The organism is Inquilinus sp. (assembly GCF_039594555.1).
In the GTDB taxonomy this organism is placed as follows: Bacteria; Pseudomonadota; Alphaproteobacteria; order DSM-16000; family Inquilinaceae; genus Inquilinus.
The window spans coordinates 1-24329 of record NZ_JBCNNF010000049.1 but is presented as its reverse complement, the minus strand read 5'-3'; the positions used below and the strand labels follow the sequence as shown (position 1 = coordinate 24329).

The window sequence follows — 24329 nt, the reverse complement described above, 5'->3', positions numbered from 1 at the left end:
GGACTCGGCGTCGACCTGAACGACCAGCTCGGGCTGACGCTGACCGGAGAGGGTGAGGAGCAGGTGGACGGCCCGACGCGCTACGGCGTGACGCTGGGCCTGACGACCCGGTTCTGACCATGCTGGTCGCGATCTGGTATCTCTCCCTCGCCCTGGCCCTAGCCGCGCTGGCGGTGATGGCGGTGCTGATCCTGCGCCGGGCGCTGCTGCAGGCTCGGGCGCGTCGCGGCCGGGCCGCCGTCGGGGTGCTGCAGGGCAAGGTCTTCGCCTTCCTCGGCAACGAGATCGACGAAAGCGCCATGCGGCGGGCGCTGACGGAGGCCGACCGGCACTCCGTCGTCGACCTGCTGGTCCGGATCGACCGGCTGATCCGCGGCGACGGGCTGCGCCGCCTGGTCGACCTCGTCCGGTCGCTGGACCTGGACACCGTGCTCCGGCGCCGGCTGGTCCGTCCGGCGGGAGCGGATTCGGTGGCGGCGATCCACAGCCTGCGACTGTTCCCGGGGGCGGAGACCGAGCGGACGCTGCGGCAGGTGGTGGAGGGCGGACGTGGCGCCGCGATGCGACTGGCCGCGGCGGAGGTGCTGGTCGACCTCGACGCGCCGGTCGATGCCGACCGGATGCTGGCGTCTCTGGCCGAGGCGGGCGGGCTGGAGTCCCGCACCTCGGCACGCGTGTTCCGCCGGCTGGTGTCGCAGCAGCCGGAGCTGTTCCTGCGGCTGGCGGGCACGGCGCCGGATGTGCGCCAGCGCGTGCTGGCGCTCGATGCGCTGGGCGAGGCCGGCCTGCTGACGGCCCTGCCGGTGGTGCTGGCGGCGGCCGGAGACCCGGTGGTCGATGTCCGAGCACAGGCGTTCCGCACCCTTGCCAAGCTGGCGCATCCCGCGGCCGCCCCGGCAGTGCAACGGGGGCTGGCCGACCCTGCCTGGGAGGTGCGGACCCAGGCCGCGCGCTGCGCCGCCGCGATCGGGCTGACCGAGCTGACCGGCGATCTGGAGGGCCGGCTCCACGACGAGGTGTGGTGGGTCCGGATGCGGGCTGCCGAAGCCCTGGCCGGGCTGGGCGAGGCAGGGCTGGCGATCCTGCGCCGGCGGGCCGAGGAGCCGGGACCGGCCGGGCTGATCGCCCAGGCGATCCTGATGCAGGGGGCGGGATGACGGAACTTCTCGCCGACGCCGAAGCCGTCCTCCTGGTGGTGGCCCCGATCGTCGGGTGGCTGGTGATCGCCACCGGCCTGGCCCAATCCGCGATCTATCTGGTCGAGCTGATCGTCGCCTTCTGGACCCTGCGCCGGGCCCCGCCGGTCGAGAGCGGCGCGTCGCTCTGGGCCGCCTATGCCGATGTCGCGCCGCCGATCTCGCTGCTGGTCCCCGCCTATAACGAGGAGGCGACGGTGGTCGAGAATGTGCGGTCGCTGCTGGGGCTGCAATATCCGCGCTTCGAGATCGTGGTGATCAACGACGGCTCGAAGGACGCCACCATGGCGCGGCTGATCGAGGCCTTCGGGCTGGTGCCGGTCACCCGCGCCTATGAGGATTCGATCCCGCATCAGCCGATCCGCGGCCTCTACGGCACGCCGCGGCAGCCGAACCTGGTGGTCGTGGACAAGGCCAATGGCGGCAAGGCCGACGCGCTGAACGCCGGCATCGTCGTCTCGCGCAACCCGCTGTTCTGCGCCGTGGACGCGGACAGCCTGCTCGAGGCGGACAGCCTGCTGGGCGTGGCCCAGCCCTTCATCGAGGACCCGGTCCGCACCGTGGTGTCGGGCGGGTCGATCCGCATCGCCAATGGCTGCGAGGTCCGCTCCGGCCGGGTGGTGCGTGTCGGGCTGCCGCGCCAGATCCTGCCGCTGTTCCAGACCGTGGAATATCTGCGCGCCTTCCTGATGGCCCGGCTGGCGCTCAGCCGGATGCGGGCGCTGACCATCGTCTCCGGCGCCTTCGGCCTGTTCCGCCGCAACGTGGCGGTGGCGGTCGGGGGCTACAGCCTGGGCACGGTCGGCGAGGACCTGGAGATCATCGTCAAGATCCACCGCCACCTGCTGGACGCCAAGCGCGACTACCGCGTCGTCTTCGTGCCGGAGCCGGTGTGCTGGACCGAGGCGCCGAGCGATCTCGGCACGCTCGGGCGCCAGCGCAGCCGGTGGCAGCGCGGCGCGCTGGAGACCTTCTTCAAGCACAAGGACATGCTGTTCCGGCCACGCTACGGCGCCGTCGGCACGATCGGTTTCGGCCAGATGCTGCTGGTCGACGTGATCGGCCCGCCGGTCGAGGTGCTGGGCTATGTGCTGATCCCGCTCTTCGCCGCGCTCGGGCTGCTCAGCGTCGATTACCTGATCGCCTTCACGGCGCTGACCTTCGTCTACGGCGTCTTCGTCAGCGTCGGCTCGCTGGTGCTGGAGGAGATCCAGCTGCGCCGCTATCCGCGGCTGCGCGACATCGCCGTGCTCACCCTCGCCGCGGTGGCGGAGAATTTCGGCTACCGCCAGCTCAACAACTGGTGGCGGGTGGTCGGCTGGTGGCGCTGGCTGCGCAAGGCCGAAGGCTGGGGACGGATGACGCGGACCGGGTTCAGGAAGGTCTGACGAAGGCTGAGGCCGGCCGTTGTCACGCGCGGACAAAAGAGATCAGGTGCAGGACCATCCCGGCCCTGCACCTGACGACATCCGTGGCAATGGTATCAGGCGCCGCCTTACTGGCAGGCCTCGCAGGTCGGGTCATCGATCGGGCAGACCATCGGCGCGCCGTCGGTCAGCGTCAGCTCGTCGGCCGCCAGGGCCGCCGGGGCGGGAGCCGCGACCGGAGCGGCCACCGCGACCGGCGCCGGGGCGGAGACGGCGTTGAGCTTCCCGTCGGTGCCCTTCAGCGTCGACTTCTCGACATGGGTCGCGCTCATCGCCCGCAGGTAATAGGTGGTCTTCAGCCCGCGCTTCCAGGCCAGCCGGTAGAGGGTATCCAGCTTCCGGCCGTTCGGGTTGGCGATGTACAGGTTCAGCGACTGGGCCTGGTCGATCCACTTCTGGCGCCGCGCCGCCGCCTCGACCAGCCAGGAGGCGTCGATCTCGAAGGCGGTGGCGTAGAGCGCCTTGAGATCGTCCGGCACCCGGTCGATGGCGCCGAGGCTGCCGTCGAAATACTTCAGGTCCGAGATCATCACCTCGTCCCACAGGCCGAGCGCCTTGAGGTCGCGGACCAGCCCGGGATTCACCACCGTGAAGTCGCCCGACATGTTCGCCTTGACGTAGAGGTTGCGGAACGCCGGCTCGATCGACTGGGCGACGCCGCAGATGTTGGAGATCGTCGCCGTCGGCGCGATCGCCATGGTGTTGGAGTTGCGCATGCCGACCGTGCGCACCCGCTCGCGCAGGCCGTCCCAGTCGAGCGTCCGGGAGCGGTCGAGGTCGAGCACGCCGCCGCGCGCCTCGGCCAGCAGCTCGACGGAATCGATCGGCAGGATGCCGCGGCTCCACAGCGACCCGTCGAAGGACGGGTAGCGCCCGCGCTCCGCCGCCAGGTCGACCGAAGCCTCGATGGCGTGGAAGCTGATCACCTCCATGCTCTCATCGGCGAAGCGCACCGCGGCGTCGGACGCGATCGGCAGGCGCAAGGCCTGCAGCGCATCCTGGAAGCCCATGATGCCGAGGCCGACCGGGCGGTGCCGGAGGTTCGACCGGCGCGCCTCCGGGATGGTGTAGAAATTGATGTCGATGACGTTGTCCAGCATCCGCATCGCGGTGCGGATGGTGCGCTGCAGCCGCGCCCGGTCGAGGCCGCGCTCGCCGATGTGGTTGGCGAGGTTGATCGAGCCGAGATTGCAGACCGCGACCTCGTCATCCGAGGTGTTCAGCGTGATCTCGGTGCACAGGTTCGAGGAGTGCACGACGCCGACATGGCCTTGCGGCGAGCGGATGTTGCATGGGTCCTTGAACGTCACCCAGGGGTGGCCGGTCTCGAACAGCATGGTCAGCATGCGGCGCCACAGGTCGAGCGCGCGGACCTGCTTGTGCACGCGGATCTCGCCGCGCGCGGCCTTGGTCTCATAGGCCTCGTAGGCGGTCTTGAAGGCCGGGCCGTACAGGTCGTGCAGATCGGGCGCCTCGTCCGGCGAGAACAGGGTCCAGGGGCCGTCGGCCTCCACCCGCTCCAGGAACAGATCCGGCACCCAGTTGGCGGTGTTCATGTCATGGGTGCGGCGCCGGTCGTCGCCGGTATTCTTGCGCAGGTCGAGGAATTCCTCGATGTCGACGTGCCAGGTCTCGAGATAGGCGCAGACGGCGCCCTTGCGCTTGCCGCCCTGGTTCACCGCGATGGCGGTGTCGTTGGCGACCTTGAGGAACGGGACGATGCCCTGCGACTGGCCGTTGGTGCCGCGGATATGGGCGCCCAGGCCGCGCACCCGGGTCCAGGAATTGCCGAGGCCGCCGGCATATTTCGACAGCAGCGCGTTGTCCTTGACCGACTTGAAGATGCCGTCGAGGTCGTCCGGCACCGAGGTCAGGAAGCAGGAGGACAGCTGCGGCCGCGGCGTGCCGGCGTTGAACAGCGTCGGCGTCGAGCACATGAAGTCGAAGGAGGAGATCAGGTCGTAGAACTCGATCGCCCGCGCCTCGCGGTCGATCTCGCGCACGGCCAGCCCCATGGCGACGCGCATGAAGAAGGCCTGCGGCAGCTCGAAGCGGATGCCCTCGGTCTGCAGGAAGTAGCGGTCATAGAGGGTCTGCAGGCCCAGGAACTGGAACTGCAGGTCGCGCCCCGGCTTCAGGGCCGCGGCGAGTACCTTCAGGTCGAAGCGGGCCAGTTCCGGGTCCAGCAGGTCGACCGCGATGCCCTTCTTCACATAGGCCGGGAAGTATTCGGCGTAGCCCTGCGCCATCTCGGCATGGGTGGCGCGGGTCGGCCGGCCATAGACGAAGGACAGCGCCTCGTGCCGCAGCAGGTCCAAGAGCAGCCGGGCGCTGACCTGGCTGTAGTTCGGCTCGGTCTCGATCAGGGTGCGGGCGGCCATGATCGGCGCCAGGGCGAGCTCGGCCTCGCTGATCCCGTCATAAAGGTTGCGCCGGGTCTCGGCCAGGACCGGGCCGGCATCGACATCGGCCAGGCCGGCGCAGGCCTCCTCGACCAGGCGGGACAGGCGGGCCTGGTCCAGCGGCGCGCGGCTGCCGTCGGCCGCGGTGACATGCAGCACCGGCGCCACCGAGGACATCCCGTTCTGGGCCTCGACCTTGGCCGCCGCGGCGGCGCGTTCGCGCGACCGCTCGTCGCGATACAGCACATAGGCGCGGGCGACCTTGTGGTGCTCGCCGCGCATCAGGGCCAGCTCGACCTGGTCCTGCACCTCCTCGATGTGGAAGGTGCGGCCGTGGTCGGCGCGGCGGGTCAGGGCGGCGACGATCTGGGCGGTCAGCCCCTCGACGATGTCATGGACGCGGCGCGACGCGGCGGCGCCCGAGCCCTCGACCGCCAGGAAGGCCTTGGTGAGGGCGACCGAGATCTTGCTCTCGTCGAAGGCGGTGACAGCGCCGTTGCGGCGGATCACCTGATAGGCCGGCTCGGCGGCTGCACGCGGCGTGGCGGGGGCGACGGGCGCGCCGGCGAGGGCGCGGTCGGATTCGAGGAGGACTGACATCGGCAAACCCCATAATCGTAAGGGGCCTGGGCCGAGGATGCGGCGCCGGCGCCGCGCCGGCATGCCGACGCAACCCGACCGACGCACCACCGGGACACCCCGCCCGAGGACGTTGAACGCGATCACGGGCTCGGTCTCCTGGCTCGCGGGAATCGCCTCTCCGCCTCGCCTTCCCGGCCGGTCGCCCGGCCAGTGACTAGCGACGGAAACGCTCTCCGCTTACAGTTGCGGGGACAGCCCCGGCCTTGCCGATGACTCGGCGCACCGGATTCCCGGACGCCCGTGATGTCTAGATATAGACGTCCTTCCGCCGGTTTCCGTCAATACCTAGTTGGGCCGATCACGAACTTCGCAATCCAAGTGCGTTTTGGACTCGCCGGCTGAAATCTCGGAATCTCTCTCCCGGAATGACCAAAGCCCCCTACCCCTCCCCGCCCTGGAAGCTGCGCGGCACGGTGCAGGCGGCGCTGTGGCGGGTGCCGCGGGCGGCGCTGCCGGGGCCGCTGCCGGAAGGAGCCAAGCCGCTGGGCTGGGGCGGGTCGGCATTGCTGGCGACGGTGCGGGCCGGGTGGCAGCCGGGCGGCGACCTGGCCTATGGCGAACTGGTGGTGGCGGTACCGGTGCGGCTGGGGCGCCGGATCGGGATCACGATCATCGCCGCCTGGGTCGACAGCCCCGCCGCCCTGGCCGGCGGCCAGGCGCTGTGGGCGATCCCGAAACGGCTGGGCCGGTTCGAGACGGCCGGCGGACGGACGACGCTGACGGATGCGAACGGGCTGGTGGCGGCCTTCACGGATCGGCCGGGACGTGTCTTGCCCCTGCGCCTGCCGGTGCCGCTGCGTATGCTGCAGCCGGAGGCCGGCGGCGTCCGGATCACCCGCGCCGCCGCCACAGGCCGGCCGCGCCTCGGTGGCTCGGGCTGGGAGTTTTCACCGGAGGGGCCGCTGGCGCTGCTGGCCGGGAAGCGCCCGCTGCTTGCCCTTACGCTGGCTGACGCCGAGGCGCGGTTCGGACTGTGAGCGGGCACGGCGCCGGGACGCCGTCAGCGCAATCCGGCTGCAGCGGCTCGGCCCAGAAGGGCAGGTCGGCCAGCTCGCGTGGGGTCATGGCCAGCAGCGCCTCGGCGCCGTCGGGCCGGCGCCGGCCATCCCGGCGCCGGAGGAAGGAGAACATCGTGGCCTCCTCAGGCAGATCTTCTCCAAGAGATAGATCCGCGCCGCGGCGGCCACGATGGACAGTGTCTCACCACGCCTATAGAAAATCTCTATAGGCGTGGCGGGCCGGTCAGCGCCCGGCCAGCTGGTCGTCGAGCTTGTCGAAGGTGCCGCCCCAGCCTTCGGTCATCGACTCCGTCATGTCGGCAAAGGCCTGCCGCTCCTCCGCGCTGGCGTCGAGCGGCGTCCACACCAGATGCAGCCGGGTGGCCCCCTTTTCCTCCGCGAGGGTCAAGGTCGACAGGATTCTGAGCGGCCATGCCCCGCCGAACGGCGACGAGACGACATTGGCCTGCTCATCGGCGAAGGAATGCTCCCAGACCAGGCGCGAGGGCTCAACCACCTCGCGATAGACGAACTTCACCCACATCGGGCTGCCGCCGGGCGAATCCATCCGCCCGTGCATGATCCCGCCGGGGCGCAGGTCGAAGGTCTTGATCGTGCTGGTGACGCCCTTCGGGCCGAACCATCGCGCCAGGATCTCAGGCCTGGTCCAGGCCTCCCACACCTGCGGGCGCGGCGCCTGGAACAGGCGGGTGATGACGAACTCGGTATCGGCGGCGGTCGCGGCTCTCATGATCGATCGTCCTTCTGCGATTTGCTGTTGGCCTCGAGCAGCTCCTCGAGGCGGTCGAAGCTGTCGTTCCAGAGGTTCCGGAAGTGGTCGAACCACTCGACCGTCTCCTTCAGAGCCTGGTGGTTGAGGCGCCGCGGCCGCGACTGTGCGGCCTGCCCCCGCTCGATGAGCCCTGCCCCCTCCAGCACCTTGAGATGCTTGGAGATGGCGGGCTGGCTGATCCGGAACGGGGCCTGCAGCTCCGACACCGTCGCCTCGCCCTGCATCAGGCGGAGCAGGATGGCGCGCCGGGTGGGATCGGCAAGCGCGGCGAATCTGAGGGTGAGTGAGTCTTCAAGAACCATATGGTTATATAACCAACTAGATATTTATGAGTCAACACCCCTTGCCGCCCGATCGCGGCGGCGCTGGACAGCCCGCCCCGCTCCGATCAAGAAGGGGACATGGCCTCGCCCTTCCCGATTCCGCTGAACGCGCTGCGCGCCATCGCGGTGGTGGCACGCGGCGGATCGCTGTCGACCGCGGCGAAGGAGCTGGGGGTGACGCCCGGCGCGGTCAGCCAGCACATCCGCCGGGCCGAGGCGCGGCTGGGCGTGCTGCTGTTCGAGCGCAGCCCGAGCGGGCTGGCGCCGACCCCGGATTTGCAGCGCATCCAGCCGATGCTCGATGCTGGCTTCCGCATGCTGGCCGACGCCATCGGCGCCCTGGCCGCCGAACGCGCCGGCATCCTCACGGTCACCGCCGGATCGGCCTTCGCCGCACGCTGGCTGGTGCCGCGGCTGGCGCGCTTCACCGGCGCGCATCCGGAGATCGAGCTGCGTTTTGTCGCCACCGCCGCGACCATCGATCTTGCGGCAAGCGACGTCGACTGCGCCATCCGCATGGGCCGCGGCGGCTGGCCGGGCGTGCTGGCCGAGAAGCTGGTGCCGCAGACGGTGTTCCCGGTCTGCGCCCCCGCCCTGGCGCAGCGCCTGAAGCGCCCGGCAGACCTGGGATCGGTGCCGGTGATCCGCGATGAGGGTTCGCTGATCTCCTGGGCCGAATGGTTCGCCGCCGCCGGTGTCGCGTCGCCGCCACGCCTGTCCGGCCCGTCCTACACCGACCCGATCCCGGCGCTGGAGGCGGCGCTGGCCGGCCAGGGCGTGTTCATGGCCTGGCAGCTGGTCGCCGCCGATGCGCTGGCCGACGGCAGGTTGGTGCGCCCCTTCCCCGTCGCCGCGCCGACCGAGATCGCCTACTGGTTCGTCACCACCGAGGCCAAGGCCCGGCAGCGCAAGGTGCAGCTGTTCCGCGCCTGGCTGGAGGCGGAGCTGAGCGCTAAGCGGGCGCGCCCGGTGTCTGGCGTCTGGGGGTGAGCCTCACCGTCCCGGCCAGCGGATCCGGCCGCCCGGCAGCGCCGGGCCCCAGCGATGCACCCCGACCAGCCGGAACCGCACCGCGTCGGCCAAGCCGAGATGGGTCAGGATCAGGGCGACGATCGACAGCCACATCTCCGTTCCCTGCAGCCCCGGCTCCTCGCCGCGGCTGAAGGCGAAGCCGCGGCCCGGCTGGTAGTGCCGAAGCGCGGCGCCGAGCAGGCCGCGCAGCGCCTCCGCGATCTCGGCCGCGCGATAAGCGGTCTGGCGGGCGCACAGCATCAGCGGATGCACCACGTCGAGCACGTTGCAGGCGTTGAAGCCGCTGGTCTCGAACCCGCGATGGCGGCGGAGATGGGCCAGGACGGAATCGATCGTCCGCTCGGCATAGGGCAGCGGCAGGCCGAACTGGGCATAGGTGCCGCGGGTCAGCCGGTAGAAGCCGTTCACCGGCTGCAGCCAGTCGTCGCCCACCGGGCCGCTCCACAGCCCGGTGGCGCCGTCGGCCCGCAGCGTCACCCAGCCCATCAGCGTGGCCAGCGGGCCGGGATCGCCGAAGTCTCGGGCGTTGAGATAGCAGGCCGTGCCCAGCGCATCGACCCAGGCGCCGGAGGTCCAGCCGCGTTCGGCCCAGGGCAGCCCGTCCAGCGCCCGCTGCAGCGTCGCCGCATCGAGCCGCGAGGCCCAGGCGATGGGATGCCGGAAGCCGGCGCCGAGGCAGTCCAGCGCATAGCCGACGCAGAGGATGTTGTAGAGGTTGTCGCCGCCGGGATCAGCCGGCGGGTCGCGCCGCACAGCATCCGGCGTGTCCGGGTTGAAGCACAGCCCGGTCGCCGGGTCCTGCAGCGCCTGCAGCCGGGCGATCCACTCCTCTCGGCCGAAGGGCGGCGGCACGGCGCCGAACATCGCGGCGATCTGGATCGCGTCGCAATCGGCCCGGAACGGCGCGTTGCCGGCATTGCGCGGGTCGCGATACCAGGAGGGCTGGCCTGGCGGGGCGGTCTGCGCGGCGAGGATCGCCGGCCACTCCGCCGCGATCCGCGCGTCGAAGGCCTTCACCTCATCCAGCAGCGCATCGGCCGGCGGCGTGCCCTTCGGCCGGCGGCGATCGCGGATCACCCGGGCCGGGTTGCCGCCGACCAGCGCATAATCCGGCACGTCGCGGGTCACCACCGCCCCGGCCGCGACGATGCAGTGGCTGCCGATCCGCACCCCGTCGGTAACCACGGCGTTGGCGCCGATCCAGACATCGTCGCCGATCACGATGCCCTTGGTCGACACGCCCTGCTGCGCGATCGGCGTCTCCGGATTGTCCGAGACATGGTCGAAGCCCGCGATCATCGCCCCCGCCGCGATGCGGACCCAGGAGCCCATACGCACCTGGCCGATCACGGAGCAATGCAGGTTGAAGGAGCAATGGTCGCCGGCGACCAGCTGGCCGTGCAGGCGCACCCCGGCAGCGACGACGCAGCGGTCACCCAGCGTCAGGCTGTCCGGGAAGATATAGGCCTGGGGCGACAGGTAGCAGGCCTCGCCGATCTCGAGCGGCAGGCGCTGCGCCAGCCCGGCGACGAAGGCCGCCTGGGCGCGGCGCTGCGCCTCGGTGGCATGGGCCTCGAAGCGCCAGGGGTGGGAGTCGAACTCCTCCACCGGGTGGGGCGCGGCGGTGGCAGGGTCCGGCATGACCGACATCGCGAGGCCTTCGTCAGAGGATGGTGCCGGCATCGGCCACCAGCTGGGCCGCGCCGTCGGTGATCGAGGCGGTGCCGAAGGCGACCGTATCCGCCACCCGCTTCAGCACCCGGCCGAATTGCTGCGACCCCTTGGGCGGCGGCGCCGGATAGGGGCCGAGCTTGTCGGCGATGAAATTGACGTAGTCGACCGTGGCCCGCTCCACCGGCGTCAGCGTCGGCAGGATCAGCTCGCGCGTCGCCGGGCTCATCGGCACGCCGCGCTCCACCCCCAGCACCTTGGCGGCCTCGGGGTCGATGAGGAAGAAGCCGATGAAGGCGGCCGCGGCCTCCGGCGCCTTCGACCGGGCATAGATCGACCAGCTCGAGGCCGGCCGGTAGAACTGCCCCGGCTTCGCGCCGGGACCGCCATTCGGGAACATCGTCAGGGCCAACGGCACGGTGGTGGCCGACTGCATGCCGACGATCTGGTTGGAGAAGGCCAGGCTGGTCGCGGCTTTGCCCTGGATCAGCGGCATCTGGGTGATGGTCGAATCCGGGCTGAGCGCCGCGATGTCGGCCGGCACGCAGCCGCCGGCCTTGCGCATCTTGTCCCAGTAGCTGAACCACTCCGCCGCATGGTCCTGGTTGAAGCCGAGCGTCCGGTCGGCGGTGAACAGGTCGGCGCCGCGCTGGCGCAGCCAGACCTGGAACGCGTAGCTGTAGCCGCTGCCGTCGCAGGAGCCCCAGTACTGGTCGCGGCCCGCCGCCTTGGTCAGCTCGACCATCCGCGCGGCATAGTCGTCCCAGCTGGTCTTGTCGTCCGGCGGAGCGATTCCGGCCGCCTTGAACACGGCGGTGTCGTACATCAGGGCGAAGGAGTTGAGGCCGTGTGGGATGCCCCAGACCTTGCCGTCGAGAGCGCAGAGATCCAGCAGCTCGCGCGGGATGCCAGCGGTGTCGATCGGCTTCGGCATAAACTCGTCGAGCGGCAGGGTGGCGCCGCGCTGGACGAAATCGGCGAAGCTGTTCGGCTCGAGCTGGAAGATGTCCGGGGCGCTGCGCCCGACCAACTGGGTCGCCAGCTTGGGGAAGTATTCGGCGTTGCTGACCTCACCGACCAACTCGGCGCCCTGCCCCTTCGCCTGGTACAGCTTCAGCACCTCGGTCGTGCGGCGGGTGCGGTCGTCATTGCCCCACCAGACGATTCGCAGCCGTTCCGCCTCGGCCCGGGCCGCCGGAACCATGGATGCACCGGCCAGCCCCAAAGCCCCCGCCAGCACGGATCTCCGCCCGATCGCAGCCGTCATCGTCGCCCCTCCCTGGTTCGTCTGCTGATGGCGCGGACGGTGGTCCGCTCCATGAAGTAACCATTTGGTTACAAGTGAACCGGGGAATGCGCGCCCTGTCAATTCGCAATGCACCCTTGGTCGAACCGCCGCATCGCCCCTCTTGGCCCGGGCCGCCGTTCCGGGCATCGTCGCGGCATGACCCTGTATTCCATGACCGCGCCGTGAGCCGAAGCCGCAGCCTGCCGCCGGTGCCCGAGGACGGGCGGCCGCGCATGGCCGACATCGCCCGCATCGCCGGCGTGTCGGTGGCGACGGTCAGCCGCGCCCTGGCGGGGTCGCCACGAGTCACCGGCGAAACGCGCGAGCGGATCGAGGCGGCGGTGCGCGACACCGGCTATGTCGTCAACCGCATGGCCCGCAGCCTGCGCCTGCAGCAGGCGCGACAGGTGTTCGTAATGGTGCCGAACATCGCCAACCCGTTCCACGCATCGGTGCTGCTGGGGGCCGAGGAGGCGGCGGTGGCGGCCGGTTTCCATGTGCTGATCGGCAACACCGCCGGCGACCCGGCGCGGGCGGAGGAGCATGCCCGCCAGCTGCTGACCGGCGCGGTCGACGGCATGCTGCTGCTGGGCGGCCGGATGCCCGAGCCGCTGAAGGTTCCGGCGCTGCAGGAACGGCTGGTGGCGGTGATCGAGCCCGTCGCCGCCCCTGGCGTGCCGGTGGTCGAGATCGACAACAAGGCGGGGGCGCTGGCCGCGACGCGCCATCTGATCGAGCTGGGCCACCGCCGCATCGGCCATATCGGCGGCAGCCCCGGCACCACGGCGACGCCGAAGCGTTTCGCCGGCTATGCCGAGGCGCTGGCCGAGGGCGGGATCGAGCCGCGGCCCGAGCTGGTGCGCTACGGCGTGTTCTCGATCGCCACCGGGGCGGAGCAAATGGCCGAGCTGCTGGAGCTGCCCGAGCCGCCCAGCGCCGTGTTCTGCGGCAGCGACGAGATCGCCATGGGCGCCATCCGCACCATCAAGCAGGCGCGCTTGAGGGTGCCGGAGGACATCTCGGTGGTCGGCTTCGACAACATCTATTTCGCCGCGGTCACCGACCCGCCGCTGACCACCATCGACCAGCCGGCCAAGCAGCTGGGCTTCGAGGCGATGCGCCTGCTGGCCGACCGGCTGGCGGGTGCCGCCGGGCCGAAGCGCGGCGTGACCGTGCCCTACCGCCTGGTCGTCCGCGCCAGCACCGCCCCGCCGCGGCGCTGAGGGGGAATCGTTTACATTTCCAAACGAGAGTGGCGCCGCACCGGTCGCCCCGCCTGCCGTTCGCGCTGCGGCGCAGGAGGCTGCCGGCGAGCGATCCGGCGATGGTGTTGCGTGATTGCCACGCACTCTCGCGGGACCGGGAAAAGTGGCCTCCCGCCTGGCTTTCCGCCACTTTCCGTTGCCGGCCGCCCATTATGACGCTTCGGCGTCAGTTCAAGGCGCGACATCGTCGCTGCGCGCCATTTTGGCATACATCCAGGGACGTATGTCTCGATATTGTCCGTTTCCGGGACGAGATTCGAGATCGGAATCCTAAGCGAGAAACGTGGAGTCAGGAATGACCAGACGCATCGTCTTCGCCGCGGGGGCGGCCGCACTGCTCGCCGCGACGCCGGCCATGGCCCAGCAGGTGAGCGGCCTGTACGTCGGCGCCGGGGCGGGCGCCAACTTCCTCCAGGACAACGGCCTGAACAGGGACAGCTACGATGTCGGGCCGGCCGGCAACCTCTATGTCGGCTACGGCTTCGGCAACGGCTTCCGAACCGACCTCGAGGCCAGCATCCGGGAGAACAGCCACGACGGCAACAACCACCAGACCACCTATGGCCTGATGGCCAACGGCTACTACGACTTCGACTTCGGGTCGCCCTTCGTGCCCTATATCGGCGGCGGCGTCGGCTTGGCGCTGGTGGATGCCGACTTCAACCCGAGCGGCGGCGGGCGGTACTTCGACTCGACGAAGGCGAAGTTCGCCTATCAGGGCATCGCCGGCGTGGCCTACAACTTCGCGCCGAACATGGCCGCGACCCTGGAATACCGCTACCTCGGCACCCAGGGGCCGGTGTTCAAGGACAACGGCGTCCGGATCAAGGGCGACGACAACAACAACCACACCATCCTGGTGGGCCTGCGCTACAGCTTCGGCGATGTCGAGCAGGCGCCGCCGCCGGAGCAGGTGCAGCAGGTCAACCAGGCCCGGAGCTACCTGGTGTTCTTCGACTTCGACAGCTCGAAGCTGACGCCTGAGGCCAAGCAGATCGTGGGCTCGGCCGCCAGCGACGCGCTGCAGGGCAAGAGCACCCGGATCGACGTGACCGGCCACACCGACCGCTCGGGCTCGGACAAGTACAACCAGGCCCTGTCGGTGCGCCGCGCCGAGGCGGTCCGCCGCGAGCTGGTGGCCGACGGCGTGGCCGACAGCGAGATCGTGACCCGTGGCGTCGGCGAGGCCGATCCGCTGGTCCCGACCGCCGACGGCGTGCGCGAGCCGCAGAACCGGCGGGTCGAGATCGTCGTGAACTGAGGATCCCGCAAGGATCCTGGACGACCGGAAGGGGGCCTCTTGGCCCCCTTCCTTCATTCAGGCCCTACCGGTCGGACCAGACCGCCAGCTCATAGCCGTCCGGGTCTTGGAAGTGGAACCGACGGCCGCCGGGGAAGCTGAAGATCGGCTTGACGATGCGGGCGCCCGCCTGCTCCAGCCGCTGCTGCACGGCGGCGAGGTCCTCGGCATAGAGGATCACCAGCGGGCCGCCGGAGCCGGCCGGGCTGCCCTGGGCGAAGCCGCCCTTCAGCCGGCCGTCGTCGAACTCGCAATAGGCCGGGCCGTAGTCGGTGAAGCGCCAGCCGAAGGCCTGGCCGTAGAAGTCGCGCGAGCGGGCGATGTCGGCGACGGTGAGCTCGATATAGTCGATGCGGCGGTCATTGCCGGGGCTGGCCATGGGGCTTCCTTCTCTCTGATCCGGTCCTGAGCCTGCCATTCCCTGCCCGCCCCGTCTTGAACGGAACGGCCAGTCAGGCGGCGGCGCGGTCGGGCAGCCGGCCGGCCGCGAGCTGGCCGACGACCGCGGCCGGGGTCAGGCCGGAGAGGCGCCGCACCTCCCGCGTCAGATGGGCCTGGTCGGCATAGCCGGCCGCGGCGGCGAGGCCGGACAGCGTCGCCTCCTCCCCCGCCGCTGCCAGCCGCAGGAAACGCTGGAAGCGCAGGATCCGGTCCAGCGTCTTGGGGCCGTAGCCGAAGGCCTCGTGGCAGCGCCGGCGCAGGCTGCGCTCGCTGATGGCGAGCCGGTCGCGCAGCGCCGCCAGCCCCGCCTCCTCCGGCCCGCGGCCGAGCCGGCGGAAGACGAACGCCATCTCCGGCGCTGGCAACGCGATCCCCGGCGCCACCCGCGCCAGCCCGGCCTCCAGCCGGGCCATCCGCTCCGCCGTCGTCCGCGCCTCGCCGATCCGCCCCGCCAGGTCGCGCGCCCAGGGACGGCCGAATTCCGACAGGTCGAACTGGCGGCCGGCGATCTCGGACATCGGCAGGCCGAGCCAGCGCAGGGCGGCGCCGGGCCGGAAACGGACCGCGACGACCGGATCGCCGGGCGGCAATACGGGATGCGCGGCGGTGACATCAGGCCCGGCCACCACCAGCTGCCCGCCAACCCACAGCAGGTCGACGCAGCCATCCGGCACCACCGCGACCGGCACGGCCGGGCCCGGCGGAAGGGCATGGACCCACCGGCACAGCAGATGCGACGCCAGCGCCGGGGCCGGCAGCGCCTCGCGGTAGAGGCCGGCGCGCTTGGCCAGGACCAGTGCGGCCTCGCCCTGCCCCGTCACGGGATCCTCCTCCCTGTCGTCCGCCTCTATTCTGTCGCGGTTTTGCCCCGCGGCGCTAGGGTCCGTGGTCGGGCGAGGAAGGCGCGGGTGCCGGCCGCGATCTCGCCGGTGGCCAGCAGGCGCTCGAAATGCCCGGCCTCGACCGCCAGCCCTTCGTCGATCGTCAGGTTCAGGCCGCGGGTGACGCTGGCCAGGCAGGCGGACACCGACCGCGGCGCGTGGACGATGATGCGCTCGGCCAGGCCCCGCGCCGCGTCGAGCAGGCCGGCCGCCGGAACCACATCGTTGATCAGCCCGATGCGCTGCGCCTCCGCCGCGTCGATGGCGTCGCCGGTCAGGATCAGCTTCAGCGCCCGCTTGCGCCCGACCAGCCGCGGCAGGCGCTGCGACCCGCCGAAGGGCGGCGGGAAGCCCAGCCGGATCTCCGGCTTGGCGAACTGCGCGCCCTCGACCGCGATCGCCAGCGGGCAGGCCTCGACGATCTCGCAGCCGCCGCCGAAGGCCAAGCCGTTGACGGCCGCGATGATCGGCTTCGGGAAGGCCTCGATCCGCCGGGTCAGCTCCTGGCCGCGCCGCACCACCTCGCGCATCACTCGGTCGGCGCCGCCGGCCAGGCGGCCGTGCATCTCGCGGATATCGGCGCCGGCGCTGAAGGCCCGCCCGGCCCCGGTCAGGATCACCGCACGGCTGGCATCATCGGCTTCGATCCGGTCCAGCAGCCGCTGCATCCGGTCGATGGTGGCGGCGTCGAGGGCGTTCAGCGTGTCGGGGCGGTTGAGGGTGATCGTCGCGATCCCCTCCTCCGCCTGCATCAGCACTATGGAATCGGAAGCGTCGGTCGGCATGGTCGTCTCCGGATGAATCCGGCCCGATCCTTCCGTCCGCGAACACCTCCGACAAACGCGGATTCCGACGCCGCCGGTGAAGGCTCCTCATCCGTCTCCCGCCGCGACGGCGGCGGGCGGCCGCCTCAGTGCAGCTTCGCCGATTTCAGCGACCGGGCCCGGTCGGCCGAACGGATGCTGACATCGAACACGTCGCCTTCGCGGTCCAGGGTCAGCGGCACCTCGACCCCGGCCTCCCCCAGCGCCCAGACGGCACGGAAGAAGCCGGCCAGGTCGGACACCGCCTCGCCGTCCACTGCGAGCACGGCGTCGCCCTCGCGCAGCCCCGCCCGACGGGCCGGACCGTTGCCGGCGAAGCCGACCACCACCACCCGGCCCTCATCCTCGGTCGCGAACAGGCCCAGCCAGGGGCGCGGCGGCGTGTCGACGCGGCCGAGCGTGCTCAGGTCGTCGAAGATCGGCTGCAGCAGGTCGATCGGCACCACCATGTTCAGCGGCAGCACCCGTCCGTCCTCCGACTGGTGCTGGATCTGCAGCGAGCCGATGCCCAGCAGGTGGCCGCCCGGGCCGATCACCGCCGTGCCGCCCCAGTGCGGATGGGCCGGCGCGGTGAAGATCGCGTCGTCCAGCACATACTCCCAGTATCCCGCGAATTCCTGGCGGGCCACGATCCGCCCGGCCAGCGACCGCCGGCGGCCGCCGGCGCCGGCGATCACCACCTCGGTGCCCGGCGAGGCGTCGCGGCGATAGCCGGGCTTGAGCGCCCGCACGCCGAGCGGGCCCAGCGCCTGCACCAGGCCGAAGCCGGTGCTCTGGTCATAGCCTAGCACATGGCCGGGCACCACGCGGCCGTTGTTGGTGGTGAGCCACACCTCCTCGGCCTCGGTGATCAGGTAGCCGATGGTCAGGACGATGCCGTCGTCGCGGATCACCACGCCGTTGCCGGCTCTCTCGGTGCCCAGCGTGCCGGCGGTGTAGGCGTCGGGCGGGACGCGGGCGGTCAGGCCGACCACGGCGTCGAGGGCGCGGTCGAGATCGAAGGCGTAGTCGTCGGGGTCGGGCTGCGCCCGGACGGGCACTTCCCAGTCGTCCGGTCCGAGGGCCATCGCGGCCTCCATGGGTATCGGGCGGGATAGGTCCCCTGATTGTCCACGCCTTGGCGGGCCGGATGCAAGCCCTCAGACGGAGGGGTCGGCCGCGTCCCGCGCCGGGGCTTGCGCCCTGCCCCCGATCGGAGACAGGGTGGCGCCGGGGTTGGATCGGGGGGCGTATGGCGAAGGCGGGCTCGGGGGAAATGCTGGACCGGCGTGGCCGCAACCGGACGCTGCTGGCCCGACAGGGGCTGCTGCAGCGCTGGAACATCGGTGCGGCCGAGGCGATCGAGCGGCTGGTCGGGATGCAGTCGCAGTCTCCCACCGCCCCCTATGTCGGGCTGTGGAGCCGGCTGGAGCGGTTCGAGCTGGAGGACCTGGCCCAGCTGATCCGCGACCGCAAGGCGGTGCGTATCGCCCTGATGCGGTCGACCATCCACCTCGTCACCGCGCGCGACTGCCGAGTGCTGCGCCCGGTGCTGCAGGGGGTGCAGGAGCGGCTGCTGATGACCGGCACGCCCTATGGCAAGCAGCTTGCCGGGCTGGATCTGGAGGCGGCGGTGGCAGCCGGGCGGCGCCTGATGGTCGACAAGCCGCGCACGGTGGAGGAAATGGGCCGGCTGCTGCAGAAGCATTGGCCGGACCGCGATGCCAAGGCCCTGTCCTACGCCATGCGCAACCTGGCGCCGCTGGTGCAGGTGCCGCCGCGCGGCCTTTGGGGCATCGGCGGCCTGCCGCTGTGCAGCACGGCCGAAAGCTGGCTGCGCCAGCCATTGGGCACCGACACGGCGCCCGAACCCATGCTGTTACGCTATCTGGCCGCCTTCGGCCCGGCCAGCGTGCAGGACATGCAGACCTGGTCTGGCCTGACTCGGCTGCAAGGCGTGGTCGATGCGCTGCGGCCGCAGTTGGTGTCTCTGCGCGACGAGGACGGCCGCGAGCTGTTCGACCTGCCGGACGCGCCGCGGCCCGGCCCCGACGCGCCGGCGCCGCCGCGCTTCCTGCCGGAATACGACAATCTGCTGCTGTGCCATGCCGAGCGCGAGCATGTGATCGCGGAGCGCCACAAGCCGCTGGTCTACGGCAATTTCATGCCGCCGGTGCTGCTGGTCGACGGCCGTGTCCAGGGCCGCTGGAAGGCGACCCAGGCGCGCGGCGCCGCGGTGCTGCGCATCGAGATGTTCGAGCCGCTGTCGAAGCCGGAGGCCGCCGCGGTGACCGAGGAGGGCGAGCGGCTGCTGGCGCTCGTCGCCGAGGGTGCCAAGAGCCGCGAGGTGCGGATCGAGGCAGTGGCGTAGCGCCGGCCTTTGCATCGAATGCCGGAATGCCTAGGCTTCGGCCTTCAATGTTTCACATCCGGGAAGAATGATGGACCGGATCGACGCCATGCGCGTGTTCGTCTCGGCCCTGGACACGGGCAGCCTGGCCGGCGCCGGGCGGCGGCTCGGCCGCTCCCCCGCCGCCGTCAGCCGGGCCATCGCCTTCCTGGAGAACCATGTCGGGGTGCAACTGCTGCACCGCACCACCCGGTCGATCCGGCTGAGCGAGGCGGGCGAGCGCTATGCCGCGGCCTGCCGACGGGTGCTGACCGACCTGGAGGAGGCCGACATGCTGGCCGCCGGAGAGCGGGCGGCGCCGCGCGGCCTGCTGACCCTGACCGCGCCCCTGATCAGCGGCGAGGACGTGCTGCGCCCGATCCTGGACGCCTTCCTCGACGCCTATCCCGCCGTCTCGGCCCGGCTGCTGCTGCTCGACCGGCCGGTCAGCCTGATCGACGAGGGCATCGACGCCGCGCTGCGCATCGCCCACCTGCCGGATTCCACCCTGGTCGCGGTGCGGGTGGGCGAGGTCCGCAGGGTGGTGGCGGCCGCGCCCGCCTATCTGGCGCAGCATCCGCGGATCGACGAGCCCGCTGACCTGGCCCGGCACCGGATCGTCTCGATGACGCATTTCGGCATCGACTCCTGGAGCTTCCCGCCGGCGCCGGGATCGACCAGCGCCCGGACCGTGCAGTTCGCGCCACGGCTGATCGTCAACAGCGTCCGTGCCGCGATCGCCTCCGCCGCCGAGGGGCATGGCGTCACCCGGCTCTTCTCCTATCATGTCGGGGAGGAGGTCCAGGCCGGCCGACTGAGGATCGTTCTGGCCGATGCCGAGCCGGCGCCCCTGCCCGTCCACATCATCACCCCGGAGGGCCGCCTGTCGGTGCCGAAGGTCCGCGCCTTCGTCGACTTCGCATTGCCCCGGCTGAAGGCCCGGTTCGCCCATCTGGCGCCCGAGGCCTGACCGGGCACCCGGCATTCCGCTTCACGCAACAGTCTCTCCCGGATGACGCCTATTCGAACGCGCAGCAGCAGGCCGTAAATACATCGGCACCGGCGCCGCAGTGGCCCGGCCGACCGGACATCCCTCCGGCCGCTGCACGATCTCAGAGGCACATCATGGGAACCGAACGGAAGGTCGCCATCATCACCGGCGCCTCGCAGGGCATCGGCGCGGGCCTGGTCAAGGCCTATCGCGACCTGAACTACAAGGTCGTCGCCAACTCCCGCTCCATCCGCCAGGGCGGCGACCCGGACATCCTCGCGGTCGAGGGCGACATCGCCGACCCGCGCGTCGCCGCCCGCGTGGTCGAGGAAGGCCTGGCCCGCTTCGGCCGGATCGACACGCTGGTGAACAATGCCGGCATCTTCGTCGCCAAGCCGTTCACCGACTATACCGAGGCGGATTTCGCCAAGGTCCTGTCGGTCAACCTGGCCGGCTTCTTCCACGTCACGCAGCACGCCGTCGCGGCGATGCTGAAGCAGGGCTCGGGCCATATCGTCAACATCACCACCAGCCTGGTCGACCAGCCGATCGCCGGCGTGCCGGCGGTGCTGGCGTCGCTGACCAAGGGCGGCCTGAACTCCGCCACCAAGGGGCTGGCGATCGAATACGCGGGCAAGGGCATCCGGGTGAACGCCGTGTCCCCCGGCATCATCAAGACGCCGATGCATGCCCCCGAGACGCATGAGGCGCTGGGCAGGCTGCATCCGGTCGGCCGGATGGGCGAGATCCGCGACATCGTCGACGCGGTCGTCTTCCTGGAGAATGCCGGCTTCGTGACGGGCGAGATCCTGCATGTCGATGGCGGCCAGAACGCCGGCCGCTGGTAAGAACCACGGATCGGCGGCGGCACCGTGCCGCCGCCTTCCCTGACGGAGGAGAACGGCGATGCCGATGGTGACCATCCAGGTGACCCGCGAAGGGTCCTCGCCCGACCGTCCCGCGGTGACGGCGGAGGAGAAGGCCGCCCTGATCCAAGGCGTCAGCCAGCTGCTGCTGGACGTGCTGAACAAGCCGCTCGACGCCACCTTCGTGGTGATCGAGGAGGTGCCGATGGAGAATTGGGGCGTCGGCGGCCTGCCGGTCACTGAGTACCGCCGCCGGCTCGCGGCGAAATCGGGCTGAGCCGGGCCAGACGGGGCGGGCCGGAGCCGATGGCCCTGCCCGCGCCCGTCTGGCATGCTGCTTGCGTCGTTCCGGAGCAGGAACGGCGGCGGTATCGCGGCCGGCAGAGCCGCGGATCGCAGAGGCAGGGAGAGCATGGGATGGACGGCTTCGACCCTTCGGTCTTCGCCATCAGCCGGCCGGCGCTGCACGATTACGCGGCAGCGGCACGGCCGGACATCACGGTGGAGTGCTATCGCAGCGATGCCGGGCAGATGGAATCCTGCGGCGCACTGCACCGGCTGTCGTTGAACCGCAGCGGCCATGGGCGCTACGCCTTCCGGATCGGTGACGGGCCGACGCGGCGGGTGATGCGGCCGGCCTGGACGCTGGGGGTGCAGCCGGCCGGGCTGCCGCTGTTCGTCGACGGTGACGGCGCCGACTACATCTCGATCTTCCAGCCGCCCGAGACCTATCGCCGGATCGGCCAGGAGATCGGGCCGGCGGATTTCGACGATTCCGAGATGCTGGTCGCCGTCGACCCGCTCACCGTGCACATCGCCCTGGCCCTGGCCGAGCTGGCGCGGCAGCCGGCGGGGACAGACCCGCTGCTGGCCGAGCAGCTGGGCCTGACCTTCGCCGCCTGCACCCTGCGCCTGCTGTCCCACCGCCCGGCGCCGCGGCCGGAGCGGCCCGACGCGCTGTCGCCGGAGCGGCTGCGCCGGGTGCTGGAGCATATCGAGGACGCGCTGGAGGACGGCGATCTGAGCCTGGCGGAGCTGGCCGCGGTGGCCAGCCTCAGCCCGTTCCATTTCAGCCGCGCCTTCAAGGCCGCGACCGGCCGGGCGCCGCACCAGTTCGTGCTGGCGCGGCGGGTCGAGCGGGCCAAGGCGCTGCTGGCGCGGCGCGACCTGGCGCTGGCCGAGATCGCCTACCGCGCCGGCTTCGCCAGCCAGGCCCATTTCTCCACCGCCTTCCGCCGCGCCACCGGCACCACCCCGGCACGGTATCGGGTGGAGGGGTGAGGCAAAACACGGTTCCGGAATCTGGCTCTCCCACTCGTCATGGCGAGCGAAGCGTGGCCATCCAGTCTTTCAGCCGCCGCTCATGGCGGTGACGGTCTGGATGGCCACGCCTCTTCGGGGGTCGCCATGACGGCTTGTGGGTTCGGCCGCCAAGTCCTCAGCTGCTGTCCGGTCCCGACGGCCGCGGCGGAGGCCGGCCGGCGACGGGCGCGCCCGGCGGGCGGAACCAGCCCTTCGCGAGCAACCGTCCGGCGGCCGCCGTTCTGGCATCCATGGCGGCGGCCTCGTCGGTCCCGGCGATGGCCGCGGCGATCGCGGCCCGGTCGGGCGGGATGCCGAGGGCGCGGCACAGGCTGCGGATCAGGGCTTCGATCGGCAGGGCCTTGTCGGCGGTGTCGGGACGGTCGGCATGATCGCCGGCCAGCCGGTCCCAGAGATCGGCCGTCAGCTGTTCTCGAGTCTCGGCATCGGCGGTCGCGGCGGCGATGGATCCGGTGACGCCCTGGGCGACGCGGCGGCGGCGGCCGGCCGCCAGGGCCGCGCGGTCGTCCCGGTCCCGCTCGGCGGCGTGCCGAGCCTCGTCCCGCTGCTGGCGCAGCCTGGCCCGCAGCGCGATGGCGCGGCGGATGCCGAGGAAGAGGCGGCTGAAATGGGCTTCGGCCTTGCCGGCGCGGTCGAGGTCGCCGGCCTGCAGGGCGGCGATGGCGTCGGCCTGGAACGCCCGGGACATCACCATGCCCAGCTCGATCAGCCCGGACAGGATCGCGTCGTCATCCGAGAGCGGCCGGACGGCGGGCGCGGTCTCTGTCGTGGGGTCGGCATCGGCCATTCCGAGATGAGAACATAATAGGAACATTTGGTCAAGAAAAAGCACACTCACTTGCACCGGGCTCGGTGGCGGCACTTTTTCTCTGTCATCCCCGGGCTTGACCCGGGGATCCAGGGAATGTCGATGCCGCTCCGGGCGGCCCCTGGATTGCCGGGTCAAGCCCGGCAATGACAGTTAAGGAACGGGTTTCGCGGCGACAGCCGGAGCAAGATCAAGCAACAGATGCGCAGGATCGCGAAAGAGCGGCGGCGGCGGGCGGCGCCATGATCGGGGCGAGACCGTCCGGAGACCGCTATGCCCTTCGCCCAGGCCCACCCGATCACCGATGTCTGCTTCCTGGTCGAGGATGTCGAGCGGGCGGCCGCCTTCTACATCGACAAGCTGGGCTTCCGGCTGCGCCGCCGCGCCCCGGGCTTCGCCGACTTCAAGGGCGCCGGGCTGACCTTGGCGCTGTGGGAGATCGGCCATATCGCCGAGCACACCGGCGTCTCCGGCCGCCGCGCCCCGCCGCAGGTGCACAAGGCCTGCGCCGCGGCCGAGCTGCCGTCGCCCGCCACGGTGGACGCGGTCTATCGCGAGCTCAGCGCGCTCGGCGTGCCGTTCACGCGGCCGCCCGCCGACTATCCGTGGAATGCGCGCTGCGCCTATTTCACCGATCCCGACGACAATCTGTGGGAAATCTACGCCTGGCTCGACGGCGGCCCTGTCGGCGACGTCGAAGGCCCAGCCGCTGGAGGGAGGACCGCATGACCGCCTTCGACCGCCGCACCGTCCTGGCCGGGATCGCCGCCTTCGGTGCCGGCATCGCGCTCAAGATCCCCGACGGCCGGGCCGAGGCCGCCAAGGTCGTGATCAAATACGACTGGCTGATCAGCAACGGCCAGATCGGCGACGTGGTGGCGCTGAAGCAGGGGCTGTTCCAGGCCGAGGGGCTGGAGGTCGAGTTCTCGCCCGGCGGCCCGAACTCCGCCACCGTGCCCCCGGTCGTCACTGGCCAGGCGGCGCTGGGCCAGTTTTCCGATTCCGCGCAGCTGCTGCTGGCCCGTGCCTCCGGCGTGCCGGTGAAGGTGATCGCCTGCGGCTACCGCTCCGGTCCCTTCGCCTTCTACTCCCTGCCCAAGGCGCCGATCCGCACGGTCAAGGACATCATCGGCAAGCGCATCGGCATCCAGCCCACCGCCCGCTTCGTGCTGGACGCCATCCTGGCACAGAACAAGATCGACCCGTCGCAGCTGGACATCACCAATATCGGCTTCGACATGACGCCGCTGGTGGCCGGCCAGGTCGACGCCGTCACCGGCTGGATCACCAACACCAAGGCGCTGTCGGTGATCGGGCCGGACCGGATCGACCTGATGATGAAGGACACCGGCCTGCCCTCCTACTCCAACGTCTATTTCGCCACCGACGCGGCGCTGGCGCAGAATGCCGAGGTGCTGGCGAAGTTCCTGCGCGCCGTGGCCAAGGGCTGGGCCTGGACCCATGCGCATCCGAAGGAGGCGGTGGACCTG

The 24329-nt window shown here is 71.0% G+C and carries 22 protein-coding genes, 1 pseudogene and 1 riboswitch; of the genes and pseudogenes, 13 read left to right on the top strand and 10 right to left on the bottom strand.

All coding sequences use genetic code 11. The annotated features are described in order from the left end of the window. Positions 1-119 precede the first annotated feature (119 nt). Together ABDW35_RS07940 and ABDW35_RS07935 are read left to right on the top strand one after the other, a co-directional pair. Positions 120-1157, top strand: coding sequence for a HEAT repeat domain-containing protein (locus tag ABDW35_RS07940; protein ID WP_343713314.1), 1038 nt, complete (start codon positions 120-122; stop codon positions 1155-1157). Next, entirely contained in the window at positions 1154-2584 is a 1431-nt protein-coding gene (locus ABDW35_RS07935; RefSeq protein WP_343713313.1) for a glycosyltransferase, read from the top strand. Before ABDW35_RS07940 ends, ABDW35_RS07935 begins: the two co-directional genes overlap by 4 nt. 107 nt (positions 2585-2691) lie before the next feature. On the opposite strand, the gene ABDW35_RS07930 is transcribed toward ABDW35_RS07935, so the two are convergent. Further along, on the bottom strand, positions 2692-5625 hold the full coding sequence (locus ABDW35_RS07930; RefSeq protein WP_343713312.1) for a ribonucleoside-diphosphate reductase subunit alpha: 2934 nt from the start codon (positions 5623-5625) through the stop codon (positions 2692-2694). A gap of 108 nt (positions 5626-5733) precedes the next feature. Next, positions 5734-5925, bottom strand: a riboswitch (cobalamin riboswitch). Between the two features lie 107 nt (positions 5926-6032). Here ABDW35_RS07930 and ABDW35_RS07925 point away from each other — a divergent pair. Next, positions 6033-6644 carry an acetoacetate decarboxylase family protein gene (locus tag ABDW35_RS07925; RefSeq protein WP_343713311.1) on the top strand — a complete coding sequence of 204 codons (612 nt, stop codon included), beginning with the start codon at positions 6033-6035 and terminating at the stop codon, positions 6642-6644. A 265-nt stretch (positions 6645-6909) separates the two neighbouring features. On the opposite strand, the gene ABDW35_RS07920 is transcribed toward ABDW35_RS07925, so the two are convergent. Continuing rightward, on the bottom strand, positions 6910-7416 hold the full coding sequence (locus ABDW35_RS07920; protein WP_343713310.1) for an SRPBCC domain-containing protein: 507 nt from the start codon (positions 7414-7416) through the stop codon (positions 6910-6912). Next, positions 7413-7760 carry a metalloregulator ArsR/SmtB family transcription factor gene (locus ABDW35_RS07915; protein ID WP_343713309.1) on the bottom strand — a complete coding sequence of 116 codons (348 nt, stop codon included), beginning with the start codon at positions 7758-7760 and terminating at the stop codon, positions 7413-7415. The genes ABDW35_RS07920 and ABDW35_RS07915 overlap by 4 nt, the downstream gene beginning before the upstream one ends. A 99-nt stretch (positions 7761-7859) precedes the next feature. On the opposite strand from ABDW35_RS07915, the gene ABDW35_RS07910 reads away from it, so the two are divergent. Continuing rightward, positions 7860-8771 (top strand): LysR substrate-binding domain-containing protein, encoded by a 912-nt coding sequence (locus ABDW35_RS07910; RefSeq protein ID WP_343713308.1) that lies wholly within the window; start codon positions 7860-7862, stop codon positions 8769-8771. Positions 8772-9857: 1086 nt separating this feature from the next. Here ABDW35_RS07910 and ABDW35_RS07905 read toward each other — a convergent pair. Then, a pseudogene (locus tag ABDW35_RS07905) lies at positions 9858-10049 on the bottom strand (DapH/DapD/GlmU-related protein); the annotation flags it as partial. A 427-nt stretch (positions 10050-10476) separates the two neighbouring features. After that, positions 10477-11751, bottom strand: a complete 1275-nt coding sequence (locus ABDW35_RS07900) for an extracellular solute-binding protein (RefSeq protein ID WP_343713307.1) — start codon at positions 11749-11751, stop codon at positions 10477-10479. Between the two features lie 203 nt (positions 11752-11954). On the opposite strand from ABDW35_RS07900, the gene ABDW35_RS07895 reads away from it, so the two are divergent. Together ABDW35_RS07895 and ABDW35_RS07890 are read left to right on the top strand one after the other, a co-directional pair. Further along, entirely contained in the window at positions 11955-12995 is a 1041-nt protein-coding gene (locus ABDW35_RS07895) for a LacI family DNA-binding transcriptional regulator (RefSeq protein ID WP_343713306.1), read from the top strand. Positions 12996-13332: 337 nt separating this feature from the next. Then, on the top strand, positions 13333-14298 hold the full coding sequence (locus ABDW35_RS07890; RefSeq protein ID WP_343713305.1) for an OmpA family protein: 966 nt from the start codon (positions 13333-13335) through the stop codon (positions 14296-14298). A gap of 64 nt (positions 14299-14362) precedes the next feature. Here the strand turns inward: ABDW35_RS07890 and ABDW35_RS07885 are convergent, their stop codons facing one another. From ABDW35_RS07885 to ABDW35_RS07870, 4 genes are all read right to left on the bottom strand, one after another. Next, positions 14363-14716 (bottom strand): VOC family protein, encoded by a 354-nt coding sequence (locus ABDW35_RS07885; RefSeq protein ID WP_343713304.1) that lies wholly within the window; start codon positions 14714-14716, stop codon positions 14363-14365. A gap of 73 nt (positions 14717-14789) precedes the next feature. Continuing rightward, positions 14790-15599, bottom strand: a complete 810-nt coding sequence (locus ABDW35_RS07880; protein ID WP_343713303.1) for a helix-turn-helix domain-containing protein — start codon at positions 15597-15599, stop codon at positions 14790-14792. A gap of 26 nt (positions 15600-15625) precedes the next feature. Then, positions 15626-16444, bottom strand: coding sequence for an enoyl-CoA hydratase-related protein (locus ABDW35_RS07875; RefSeq protein WP_343713302.1), 819 nt, complete (start codon positions 16442-16444; stop codon positions 15626-15628). A gap of 125 nt (positions 16445-16569) precedes the next feature. Continuing rightward, the gene (locus tag ABDW35_RS07870; RefSeq protein WP_343713301.1) at positions 16570-17550 is read right to left on the bottom strand and encodes a S1C family serine protease; all 981 of its coding nucleotides are present in this window, start codon (positions 17548-17550) and stop codon (positions 16570-16572) included. A 164-nt stretch (positions 17551-17714) separates the two neighbouring features. Here ABDW35_RS07870 and ABDW35_RS07865 point away from each other — a divergent pair, with 164 nt between their 5' ends. The 5 genes from ABDW35_RS07865 (at position 17715) to ABDW35_RS07845 (ending at position 21989) form a co-directional block, all read left to right on the top strand. Next, positions 17715-18833, top strand: a complete 1119-nt coding sequence (locus ABDW35_RS07865) for a winged helix DNA-binding domain-containing protein (RefSeq protein ID WP_343713300.1) — start codon at positions 17715-17717, stop codon at positions 18831-18833. 70 nt (positions 18834-18903) lie between these two features. Beyond that, complete coding sequence (locus tag ABDW35_RS07860; RefSeq protein WP_343713299.1) at positions 18904-19821, top strand: LysR family transcriptional regulator; 918 nt, start codon at positions 18904-18906, stop codon at positions 19819-19821. Positions 19822-19976: 155 nt separating this feature from the next. Continuing rightward, positions 19977-20690, top strand: a complete 714-nt coding sequence (locus tag ABDW35_RS07855; RefSeq protein ID WP_343713298.1) for an SDR family oxidoreductase — start codon at positions 19977-19979, stop codon at positions 20688-20690. Positions 20691-20748: 58 nt separating this feature from the next. Beyond that, positions 20749-20985 (top strand): 4-oxalocrotonate tautomerase family protein, encoded by a 237-nt coding sequence (locus ABDW35_RS07850; protein WP_343713297.1) that lies wholly within the window; start codon positions 20749-20751, stop codon positions 20983-20985. Positions 20986-21125: 140 nt separating this feature from the next. Then, the gene (locus tag ABDW35_RS07845) at positions 21126-21989 is read left to right on the top strand and encodes an AraC family transcriptional regulator (protein ID WP_343713296.1); all 864 of its coding nucleotides are present in this window, start codon (positions 21126-21128) and stop codon (positions 21987-21989) included. A 157-nt stretch (positions 21990-22146) separates the two neighbouring features. On the opposite strand, the gene ABDW35_RS07840 is transcribed toward ABDW35_RS07845, so the two are convergent. After that, positions 22147-22818 (bottom strand): hypothetical protein, encoded by a 672-nt coding sequence (locus ABDW35_RS07840; protein ID WP_343713295.1) that lies wholly within the window; start codon positions 22816-22818, stop codon positions 22147-22149. A 294-nt stretch (positions 22819-23112) separates the two neighbouring features. On the opposite strand from ABDW35_RS07840, the gene ABDW35_RS07835 reads away from it, so the two are divergent. Both ABDW35_RS07835 and ABDW35_RS07830 read left to right on the top strand, forming a co-directional pair. Continuing rightward, a complete protein-coding gene (locus tag ABDW35_RS07835) occupies positions 23113-23568 on the top strand; it encodes a VOC family protein (protein ID WP_343713294.1) in 456 nt (151 codons plus the stop codon). Further along, positions 23565-24329: ABC transporter substrate-binding protein (locus ABDW35_RS07830; RefSeq protein WP_343713293.1), on the top strand; the 765-nt coding region annotated here is incomplete at its 3' end. The genes ABDW35_RS07835 and ABDW35_RS07830, both read left to right, overlap by 4 nt.